9 protein-coding genes and 2 pseudogenes are annotated in these 10,380 nt (G+C 37.1%); 4 read left to right on the forward strand and 7 right to left on the reverse strand.

Annotation, left to right across the window (positions count from 1 at the left end; genetic code table 11):
* From CWATDRAFT_RS26460 to CWATDRAFT_RS26470, 3 genes and pseudogenes are all read right to left on the reverse strand, one after another.
* Positions 1-473, reverse strand: a pseudogene (locus CWATDRAFT_RS26460) (amino acid kinase family protein); the annotation flags it as partial.
* 82 nt (positions 474-555) lie between these two features.
* Positions 556-3,015 (reverse strand): bifunctional serine/threonine-protein kinase/ABC transporter substrate-binding protein, encoded by a 2,460-nt coding sequence (locus tag CWATDRAFT_RS26465; RefSeq protein WP_007307887.1) that lies wholly within the window; start codon positions 3,013-3,015, stop codon positions 556-558.
* 16 nt (positions 3,016-3,031) lie between these two features.
* Entirely contained in the window at positions 3,032-4,093 is a 1,062-nt protein-coding gene (locus tag CWATDRAFT_RS26470) for a protein kinase domain-containing protein (RefSeq protein WP_007307886.1), read from the reverse strand.
* 558 nt (positions 4,094-4,651) lie between these two features.
* Between CWATDRAFT_RS26470 and hpsP the strand changes: the two are divergent.
* The 3 genes and pseudogenes from hpsP (at position 4,652) to coaBC (ending at position 7,338) form a co-directional block, all read left to right on the forward strand.
* Positions 4,652-5,824, forward strand: a pseudogene (gene hpsP, locus CWATDRAFT_RS26480) (hormogonium polysaccharide biosynthesis glycosyltransferase HpsP).
* Between the two features lie 87 nt (positions 5,825-5,911).
* Positions 5,912-6,124: a protein IsiD gene (gene isiD, locus CWATDRAFT_RS26485; protein WP_007307880.1), complete on the forward strand. Its 213-nt coding sequence runs from the start codon at positions 5,912-5,914 to the stop codon at positions 6,122-6,124.
* 2 nt (positions 6,125-6,126) lie between these two features.
* Positions 6,127-7,338, forward strand: a complete 1,212-nt coding sequence (coaBC, locus tag CWATDRAFT_RS26490) for a bifunctional phosphopantothenoylcysteine decarboxylase/phosphopantothenate--cysteine ligase CoaBC (protein ID WP_007307881.1) — start codon at positions 6,127-6,129, stop codon at positions 7,336-7,338.
* Positions 7,339-7,463: 125 nt separating this feature from the next.
* Here coaBC and grrA read toward each other — a convergent pair whose 3' ends face one another.
* The 4 genes from grrA to CWATDRAFT_RS26505 all read right to left on the reverse strand — a co-directional run bounded on the left by grrA (position 7,464) and on the right by CWATDRAFT_RS26505 (position 9,756).
* Positions 7,464-7,817: a GrrA/OscA1 family cyclophane-containing rSAM-modified RiPP gene (grrA, locus tag CWATDRAFT_RS26495; RefSeq protein WP_007307885.1), complete on the reverse strand. Its 354-nt coding sequence runs from the start codon at positions 7,815-7,817 to the stop codon at positions 7,464-7,466.
* A 13-nt stretch (positions 7,818-7,830) separates the two neighbouring features.
* Positions 7,831-8,265, reverse strand: coding sequence for a hypothetical protein (locus tag CWATDRAFT_RS41505; RefSeq protein WP_007307884.1), 435 nt, complete (start codon positions 8,263-8,265; stop codon positions 7,831-7,833).
* A gap of 30 nt (positions 8,266-8,295) precedes the next feature.
* The gene (grrM, locus tag CWATDRAFT_RS41510) at positions 8,296-9,006 is read right to left on the reverse strand and encodes a cyclophane-forming radical SAM/SPASM peptide maturase GrrM/OscB (RefSeq protein WP_007307883.1); all 711 of its coding nucleotides are present in this window, start codon (positions 9,004-9,006) and stop codon (positions 8,296-8,298) included.
* A gap of 453 nt (positions 9,007-9,459) precedes the next feature.
* Complete coding sequence (locus tag CWATDRAFT_RS26505; protein ID WP_007307882.1) at positions 9,460-9,756, reverse strand: hypothetical protein; 297 nt, start codon at positions 9,754-9,756, stop codon at positions 9,460-9,462.
* 139 nt (positions 9,757-9,895) lie between these two features.
* Here CWATDRAFT_RS26505 and CWATDRAFT_RS26510 point away from each other — a divergent pair.
* Positions 9,896-10,380: IS1634 family transposase (locus tag CWATDRAFT_RS26510; protein WP_042712511.1), on the forward strand; the 485-nt coding region annotated here is incomplete at its 3' end.

Genomic DNA, 10,380 nt, shown 5'->3' on the forward strand with positions numbered 1-10,380 from the left:
CTTTTGCCTTTAAAAACCCCTTGGCCCAAATTTTGGGGGCTTCAGGGGCGGCGGGGGTTCCGTAGTAAAAAAAGATTTCCCGAACCCGCCCCAAACCAATTCCCCGGCCCTTTTTTAGGTTACGGATGCCGCGCCGACGAATTAGGGGTTCAGCCACTTTCTGCATGGGCGATGGCCGTAAATACCCTGGTGGGATACCATTTGTCTAGGGCATCTTGTAGAGTCATGGCATTCATGACTGTAGCGATCATGCCTACATAGTCGGCAGTTGCCCGATCCATGCCGGCCGATGCTGCTTTCACCCCCCTAAAAATGTTGCCTCCTCCGACAACGATCGCTAGTTGGATGCCATGATTAATAACATCTTTAATTTCTTGAGCAATGTCGGCCACGACTTTGGGGTCAATGCCATAGCCCAGGTTTCCCATGAGGGCTTCACCGCTAAGTTTGAGTAATACGCGCTGGTAAGTCATCCCTGTGTCGTAACTGTTTAAATTGAGCCTATTGTATCTGGGTAATAAGCATCAGCTATCTTGTCCTTTTTGTCAAACGCTCTCAAGGGCACTGTAAACCGACATCTTTTGGATCATCAAATTCAATGGGAATAAACTCATGATAATCACCACATGGAACAATATGAATAAGTGAAATAGGGGGATTTCTGCGATCGCCATTCTTGCGATCGCTATTTTCGTCAGTATTAAATTGAATGGTTTCTGTTGAACCTTGGGCTTGAAAATTAGGGTTAGCGAAGGTTTTTTGAATACCTTTACGAGTCACTCTCTGGGGAATATCAAAAAACAGAAAACGTCTAGGTTGACTTTGTTGTTCTATTGCTTCAATAAAAGCACGAGTGGCATCATAAGCACTGGCTGTTCTTGGGGTAATAATGGTGGTTATGGGATGATTATCTTCTTGCCACAGGTGTTGAGCATTATTTTTAAAGTTTATATTGTTATAATTGGGATCAAATGGATAGATAAAAGAGCTTAATATTATGTTTGATAATACTGTTTTATTATTGAGATTTAACAATTCATCTTTATATGAACTCCATAAACCCGCCACCGAAATTTGATTATTACTTGGCAAAGCTTCTATCAGTTTTATACTATTCTGAGTTGCCTTGGTAATTTCAGCATCAGGAACCAAGAAAATAACTGTTTTTTCTGGGTCATATTCAGGTTCTTTTCTCATTTGCTCTAAAGATTTTTGAAGGTTGAAATCTGGTGTAGACAAATTATATTCTGGCACACGATGTGCATTTTGATGAATTATTTTTCCGCCTTGCGCTTCAAATTCTTCTTTAAATAATTCCCAAGCAGAACTAGAAAAATCACTACTAGGACTGTAAAAAAATACTGCTTTTGTTTTATTTCTCTTAATTAATTCTTTTGTTATATGCTGAAAACTTTCAGAACTATTTGTGACTGTTCTAAAAAAAAATGGGCTTGGATTATTGCTTAGGTACTCAGTAGTAGCCCCTGGGGAAATTGATACTAATTTGTTTTCTTTATATATATCAACTGTTGCCACTGTCATTTCACTTGTCCAAGAACCAATTACCCCTAAAATGGGCTGTTTAATGAGAGATTGAGCTACTTTTTGAGCTTGTGTTTCTTCGTTACCTTCATTGGCAATGATAATTTTTAATCCCATTGTATTATTAATAGCTTTTCCTTTGATAAAATTATGACCAAGAAAATCTTTTAGTCGGGGATAATCTTCATTAAAAAGACCTAAGTTTACCTCTGTTTGTGCCTGAGCTACTCCTCTAAGAATAGTCTGAGCAAGCTTAGCATTTTTATGATCTTTATTCATAGGAATTGTCACAGCAAGGGTATAATAATCTAAATTGTAATGATCAAGTAAAGCATTATTGAGATAAATTAATGTCTCTGGATCTTTAACTTCTTCTTGCCAAGATTTTTTAAATTGTTCAACAGCTTGTCTGTAATCTTTATTTTCAATTGCTTTAATTCCTAAACCTTTTCGCCAAGGATTGTTTGGTAATATTCTATCTTCTCCTACACTTAGTAATTCTCCCTTTCCTAGTGAGTCATACTTAAGACTATTATAAATAACTGATCCTATGGATACTAACCCAATAATCCCCAATGGTATTCCTACACTTAAGACAATTTTTTTTAATGTTTTTAACGATTTATTTCTATTTTCTAATTGTTTAAAATCCCCCAAAACTTCAGAAGCATATTGATATCTATCATTAAAATGAAAGGCTACCATCTTAGTTAAAATTGTAATCAAATCTTCGCTAATATCATATCCTTTTAAAAGAGAATTTAGACTAGAAGTATTAATTAAGTTACTGATAGTTTCAGCATCTAATCCTGTAATAGCTTGAATAGCAACAATACCTAAACTATAAAGATCACTACACAGTCTAAGAGAAGCATTTTTTTGCTCAGGGGCCATATAACCTACTGTTCCAATAGGAAACATTGCTTGAATTACACCTTGATTATATTCAAATAAAACACTAATCTCTTTAACAGCACCAAAATCTATTAAAATAATTTTTTGATCTGACTTTCTTCTCATTAAATTGGATGGTTTAATGTCTTGGTGAGTTCTTCCTTGTTTATGAACAAAATCTAAAATTTCTAATACTTCAACAAGAAATATAATCAGTTTATTTTCTGTCCAATGATGATCGGGTTTGATTTCTTCGATTAAATCATGACCTTCAATTAATTCTTGAACGATAAAAAATTTATTATCTAAAATGAAAGAGTCGTATAATTCTGGAATTTTATCATGTTGACCTAATTGTTTAAGGTTTTTAACTTCTTTTTTAAAAATCTTTTGAGATTGGTTAATTACATTAGTTTCTGTTGTGTGGGTTTCAATACATTTAATAACAGCTTTTCTATTAAAATTATGATCATGAACGAGATATGTGTTACCATAGCCACCACTACCTAATTCTTCTATAATTTCATAGGTGTTGTCATTCTCTTTGTTTGTAAGGTTTTGACCAACGGTTAAATACATTTTTTATGATAATTGATTATTTAATAACTATTTGCTTCAATTCTTTCCAGGCAGTTTCCCCAGGGGTATAACGATCCGTATAATTATATTCAACCATCTTATCTAAAAATTTAACCAACATAGGATTAATATCTAAATCATCATGCCAATCAATATTACCGGTAGCATACTCAATTTTTATGTTATCTAATGATTTTCCTGTTAACATCTGTATGGCAATTCTTCCTAAACTGTAGATATCACTGCAACACTTAGGTGATCCAATACCTTGTTCTGGTGGAATAAACAAATGTTTTGATAGTTGTGAAACTGATGATAGTGTAGGTGTTTGGTAACCTTTGCTACTCTCATAGGTTATGTCCCCAAAATGTACTAAAACCAAACTTTTATCAGATTTTCGTCTAATAATATTGCTAGGATTAATTTTTCGGTGGATTACCTTTCTTTTATGAACAAAGGATAATATGCCTAACATTTCATCTAAAAAGTTAAATACCTCTGCTTCTGACCAAGGTTGTCCCTCAAATATTTCTTCTTCTAAAGGATTACCTTCAATATATTCTTTAATTAAATAACTCTCTTGTTCATCATTTTTAAAATAAGCATACAGTTGAGGAATTTGAGTATGTTGACGCACTTGATGTAGGGTTCTTGCTTCCCTGTCTAGTAATTCTTTTTCTTTTTCTAGTAATTCTTGTTCTTTGTCTGATGAATGATGACTTAACTGCGTAACCAAACATAAAGGTGAGTATGGTAAACCTAAGTCTTCCCCTAAATAAATTTTACGATGCTTTTGATCGCTTCTTAACTCTAAAATTTTATAGCGATCGCAAATTATCTGTCCCATAACTAAACTGCCTGACTCGGCGATCGTCTCCCAGTGAAACCCCAGTGCTTCACATATCTTAGTGAAAGTGTCTATTTTCAAGTCTTCTGACTTCCAAAAACGCTTCAGAGTCGACTCAGACACCCCTGCTTTTGTTTGCCATTGTTCATCGTATTTTTTCCAGCCTTGGATTTTTCGTCGTTCTTCAACTGTCTGTAAACCATGAGTAGATGCTCTTACTGTTTTTCTCATGACATTTTTTTCATTTATCTCAGTAAGTTTTATTATAATTTAGATTCTTGCATTTTTGAACCCTTAATCATTAAATTTCTGAACCCCAAAAGAACAGGTAATTTAACTTAAAATAATCGCCTAAGATATTATTGATTTTTGTAAATTAGCTTAGACTAACAGTAATCAAGCATTTTAAGATAAATTTAATATTGAGCTAAAAATTCAGTATACTTTATCTAATCTGTTCAAATATTAACTCATGAACAATACACCCGCAATCCCCAGTAACAAAGATCAAGACCTCCTTCTTGAGAAACTTGAGAAGCTCTTAAAGGACATTATTCAGGCTAAAAGCAAAGGAAAAATCACAATTTTGATCGAGTATTTGCCCAAGAATGACCATGCTCGGGTGGAAATAAACTCCCATATTCAAAAGTCTCAAAATTTGATTTTCCAATCATTCAGTAAATCATCCTAAATAATCAATTACTGTGGTTGAGGAGTCATTTTCTTTTTTCCAAATTTTTTGATTATCTACTGAGTCTGATAGAATCGGTGCATTATCAAGAATAACTCATGAAAGTTCTACAAATAGTCCCATCTATATCTTTAGTTTATGGTGGTCCGTCTCAAATGGTTTTAGGTCTTTCTGCTGCTTTAGCTAAGGCAGAGATCGATGTTACTATTTTAACCACTAATTCTAATGGGGATACAGGACAAGCACCTTTAGATGTACCTTTAGGGGTTCCTCTTCAACAAGAAGGTTACAAATTTATTTATTTTCCCTGTTCTCCCTTTCGTCGTTATAAGTTTTCTCTTCCTTTGTTGCAATGGTTAAATGAACACGCAAAAGATTACGATCTCGCTCATTTTCATGCTTTATTTTCCCCGGTAATAACGGCAGCAGCAACCATTGCTAGGTATCAGAAATTACCGTACATTTTACGACCATTAGGAACCCTCGATCCGGCTGATCTCAAGAAAAAACGATGTTTGAAGTAAATTTATGGCAACCTTCTCGAAGGCCCCAATATTGCTGGTTCCGCGGCAGTCCATTTTACAGCAGAAGAAGAGGCCAATATTTCCTATCGCTATGGAGTAAAAACCCAAGATTTAATTATTCCATTAGGGGTTAATATTCCTGATAGTTTCCCCTCAAAAGGCGAAACTAGAAATAGTTTAGGGATTCCTCAAGATGTACCTTTATTATTATTTATGTCTCGCATTGACCCTAAAAAGGGTTTAAACTTTTTAATCGAAGCAACAGAAAAATTGCTCAAAAAAGGGATTAAGTTTCATTTAGTTTTAGCCGGTTCTAATCCTCAAGATCCTGTTTATGAAGAGAAGATAAAACAACAAATTAATGATTCTTCTTTAGCTAAATATACAACTATTACCGGTTTTGTTCAAGGAGATTTAAAAATTGGTTTATTGCAAGATGCAGATATGTTTATTCTGCCTTCTTATTACGAAAACTTTGGTATTGCCGTAGCTGAAGCCATGGCCACAGGAACTCCTGTGATTATTTCTGAGGGGGTTTATATTTGGCCCGATGTGAAAAATTATGACGCTGGTTGGGTGACAACTTTAGATGTTGATGCTTTAACCCAAGCCATAGAAACCGCTATTCTCTCCCCTGAAATAAGAGAAGAAAGAGGAAAAAAGGCTTATCAATTAGTTAAAGATAAGTATAGTTGGTCGGCGATCGCCCAACAAGTAATTGAAGCTTATCACAACCTAAACAATTAAGATTAATCGAAAGAATACCGACATTTGCTGAAGATCGGGGTACAATGGGGAAGGCAGGAAAATTAGCAACGTTAGGGGAGGTGCGGGATGACAACCTTAAGTTTGACAGGGCAAGATGTTTCTGGGTTTACACAGGAAGATGTAGCGGCTCTGGCTAAAAGACTGGAACAAGACGATTATACCAATCCTTTTGAAGCTCTCAAAGATTGGCATACCTTACGGGCGGTCGCTTTCCAACGTCAAGAACTGGCAGAACCCTATTTATACTTGCTCGACATCGAAGCATACGATGAAGCATAATCATGCTCAAGTCTAAATCGATCCTCATAGGCATTGGTGGTGGTATTGCTGCTTATAAAGTCTGTGAGGTTATCTCTTCTTTATTCCAGGAAGGAGCAGAGGTTCGCGTCATCCTCACCGAAACAGCACAACGCTTTATTACACCTTTAACCGTTGCTACCCTCAGCCGTCATCAGGCATATACCGATCAAGATTTTTGGCAAGCAACCCATTCCCGTCCTCTCCATATTGCCTTGGGAGAAGAAGCTGATTTACTGCTCATTGCTCCTTTAACCGCTAATACCCTGGCTAAGTTAACATACGGGTTAGCAGATAACTTGCTCAGTAATACGGTTTTAGCCTCTCGTTGCCCCATTTTACTCGCTCCAGCTATGAATACAGAAATGTGGGAGCAACCTGTTATCCAAAGAAACTGGCAACAGTTACAGCTAGACACTCGTTATCATAGTATCGGGCCAGGTTCAGGCTTATTGGCCTGCGATCGCATTGGAGCAGGGCGCATGGCTGAACCGAGGGAAATTATCACCAAGTTACACTCTTTAATATACACCCAAGGACAACAAGATTTCCAAGGTAAACGCATCTTAATCAGTGGAGGAGGCACCAGAGAAAATCTTGATCCGGTGCGATTTTTGGGTAATCCTTCTACTGGAAAAATGGGCTTAGCCTTAGCCCAAGCAGCCAGCGATCGGGGTGCTATTGTCACCTTAATTCACGGGCCGATCGCCCCAGAATTACTGCCTCAATCACCTAACTATAACCTAATCCCCATAGTTACTGCTGAGGAAATGGAAGCAGCAATGATCAACCATTTAAAGGAGTCTGAAATTATTATTATGTCCGCTGCCGTAGCTGATGTTAAACCGGCACATTATACTAATTATAAATTGCCCAAAAAAGAGCTATCACTTAACTTAAAATTAGAGTCTGTTGTTGACATTTTAGCAAAGTTAGGAACCCTCAAAAAAGACTATCAAACTTTGATTGGGTTTGCAGCACAAACAGGGGATATTGTCAACCCTGCTTTAGATAAATTAAAGCGCAAAAATTTAGATATTATTGTTGCTAACCCCATTGATAAAGCAGAAGCAGGGTTTGGCACTAATACAAACCAAGCAATTTTTATTGATAATAAAGGAAAACAAGAAACCATAGATTCTTGTTCTAAATTAGAACTAGCTCATCGATTATTAGACTTTGTTAAGGTGAGTTAGGAGTTAGGAGTTAGGAGTTCGGAGTTATAATTTTTTTTACTCTGATTTGAGTTAGTTTTCTAGAAATTTCCTTATATCGAACTCAGGTTTATTAAGGTGAGAGCATCAGGATAAAGCTTAAGGACTTACCAAACATCTCCCCAGTCTGCCCAGCGAGGGGTATCGCCCCAATCTCCCCAACCAGAGTCCCAAGCATCAACCCAACCCCCACTGCCTCCTCTACGGCGACCTCCATCGGCCCAATCTGCCCATATTGCCAGGTCTGTTTCATTGTCAGATTTAGGCGTTAAGGGTTGTCTAGAAGACTCTTCCTTAAGACTAACAGAAGTTTCTTGCAACAATTTTTGAATCCTTTCCACCCGTTGGGGAACGGTTTCAGGGTGGGGGGGTAAGGTTTCCGTAGCTGGACTCATTTCGACGGTTAAGGTAGCTAACATCAACACCAAACCCAGATAACCAGATTGATTGTTTACGGGCATAATTTTCTCCTAATCAATTTTTTAACCCTAAACGGCGTTCTATTCCGTCTAGTACCACATCAACCACCAATTGTTTATTGTATCTACAAGCCATAGTTTCCGAACAAACAAAAGTGTCATTTTCCCAATACTTATTACTGGGCGCGCCCCCACCACAGAGAGAGAAGTAAGAACAATTATCTTCACAAAGACTACAACCAGCAGTTATATCTTGCAACAGTTTCCAGAACTTAGGATGATCACAAGCGGACTCTAGGGAATCATTAACCAAATTTCCTAAAATAAAATCTCCATAATGATCACTTTTCATGGTTAACAACTCTGGAGAATAGGTGGAAAAATTGCCTTGATAGTCAACACTAACAATAGCAAAGGGCCGAGACATCTGATTTTTTAACCTTCCTGAAGATTTCAGGATCAACTCACTGACATCCTCAAATTCCCTCACCTGTAGTTCTCCTTTAACAGAAGCGGTTAACTACCAAAACCGTTGCCAAAAAGCCCTTATTCTTGCAGAAATATCGTCTTTTTGTAGGGAAGATGTCCGGTTGACTCCTTCTATTTCTTCAATATTGAAGCCTACCCGTTTGATACCATTGTCTCTAAAAAACTGAAATATCTCCTCTGGATAGTCCAAAGAGGTTTCTGTAAGTACGGCAATGATATAAAAGTCAAGGTGATTATTTTGTAGTAATTTAATGCCCCTCATGGTAGCTGCATGGGTTCCTAAACCGCTTGGGGTTTTGCGGTGAACATCATGGATAAAGGCCGGTCCGTCAATACTTACACCGACATTAAAATTATATTTTTGAAAAAAATCACACCAAGCTTGAGTTAACAATACACCATTGGTTTGAACGGAGTAGTTAATGCTGATTTCTTTTTGGAGACGGGTTTTAATTCCATTAATAATCTCCATCGCTTCTACATAAAAGGACATAGGAACTGCTAAAGGTTCTCCTAAATGCCAACAAACTGTAAAAGAGTCTCGAACCAGAGAACTGGTGAGTAAATTTTCAAAAATGGGGACAATGCGAGAGCGGACTAGACGATTTTTAGTCTGGCGATCGGGTAAATAACAATAATCACAATCGAGATTACAAAAAGATCCCCCTTGGAGAACAACTAAACGAACTGGACCGAATTTGAGTAGATTGAATTCTTTTTGAGAACTATCCAACTGACTCATAACACATGTGACACTCCTCCCGACGCTGATCCAGTGGGTACAGCGCGGGCTTCCCTACCTCACGACAGGACGTTACTGTTTCATCGGTCTTTTCTAGATACACAAATGTTGCCATTCACATATCCCCGTCCAGATACCTCCACAGTCAGCACCACCGACTATCCATCGGCTGCAATGTATCGAGTTTTTATCCAGAAATATTTTTTTACCCGTTTCTAGCTTCTGAGCATTGTTGATTGTCTGGGGCAATCTAGGGACGCATATCTCCACTAGCTAGAGCGATGGGGTTCGCCCTTTAACTTTTGAGCCTGTTTCCAGGTGTCGGTTAGACTGCCTTTATTGTATTGTTGACTTACTTTCTTGTCAATAATTGGGGCATCGAACCCCAATCATTGACCCGCCTTTCATCCCGACACTGACCTACGGTATAGTGCGGGGCTTCTCGACGGTTAGCTAAAAAGCAGTAGTAGGTATGCGTTCTTTTGAGTCAAGAATTCCCTGAAAATAGTCTTGTAGAATAGCTTCAGGATAGGGGCTTACCCCTTGCTCACCAAACCACCCTGCAAACATTTTGCTAAATTCAGGATCTTCAATAATATATCCCTGAATAACTCTGAGAATGGAATAGTTAACTAAGTCTCTCCAATGAGAATCATCTTGAGGAAGAACACAAGCATAAGCTTCCAGGTGAACCAATTCATCGTTAGGGATAATGTCCCATTCTTCGGGGTTGGGTGCGGAGTTTTTCAACCCAGATTCCGCACTTCAAAAAGTAGCATTAAATACTACAAGCCTGGGTTTAATAATTAAGTATAATTGCTTAAGCTCTTGAAGACAAAAAAGTGGGATAATTGCTTAAGTTGTTTCCTCTGTAAAAAAAGAGCGAAAAATGTCTTATTTAGAAGAAATACAAGTTAAAAATTTAGACCATTTAGGGATAGTAGCTGGTTTAATTGATGAAATAGGAATAGTCAAAATAATTAATAATAAATTAGGAATAGATGTTAGAGAAAAAATCTCAGCAGGTACAGTAGTTAAGTCTATTTTAATCAATGGACTAGGATTTGTTTCAAGACCTCTATATTTATTCAGTCAGTTTTTTCAAGATAAAGCCATTGAGAAATTGTTAGGAGAAAGAATTAAACCTGATTACCTTAATGATGATAAAATTGGGAGAGTAATGGATGAATTATATAAATATGGACTAAATGATATTTTTATTGAAGTAGTTTTAGAAGTAATTAAAAAAATTGAAATAGACCTTAAATACTCCCATTTAGATTCCACATCATTTCATTTAGATGGAGAATATAAAAGGGAAGAAGATAAAGAGAAACAGGAAGAAGAAAAATTATTAGGTACCGAGCTCGATTC

This window comes from Crocosphaera watsonii WH 8501 (genome assembly GCF_000167195.1).
GTDB classification, from domain to species: Bacteria; Cyanobacteriota; Cyanobacteriia; order Cyanobacteriales; family Microcystaceae; genus Crocosphaera; species Crocosphaera watsonii.

What these genes read in the sequence shown, in the direction of transcription:
- isiD (WP_007307880.1), top strand. Translation starts at nt 5,912, where the DNA reads ATGACAACCTTAAGTTTGACAGGGCAAGATGTTTCTGGGTTTACACAG.
- CWATDRAFT_RS26470 (WP_007307886.1), bottom strand. Translation starts at nt 4,093, where the DNA reads ATGAGAAAAACAGTAAGAGCATCTACTCATGGTTTACAGACAGTTGAA.
- CWATDRAFT_RS26465 (WP_007307887.1), bottom strand. Translation starts at nt 3,015, where the DNA reads ATGTATTTAACCGTTGGTCAAAACCTTACAAACAAAGAGAATGACAAC.
- grrM (WP_007307883.1), bottom strand. Translation starts at nt 9,006, where the DNA reads ATGAGTCAGTTGGATAGTTCTCAAAAAGAATTCAATCTACTCAAATTC.
- coaBC (WP_007307881.1), top strand. Translation starts at nt 6,127, where the DNA reads ATGCTCAAGTCTAAATCGATCCTCATAGGCATTGGTGGTGGTATTGCT.
- grrA (WP_007307885.1), bottom strand. Translation starts at nt 7,817, where the DNA reads ATGCCCGTAAACAATCAATCTGGTTATCTGGGTTTGGTGTTGATGTTA.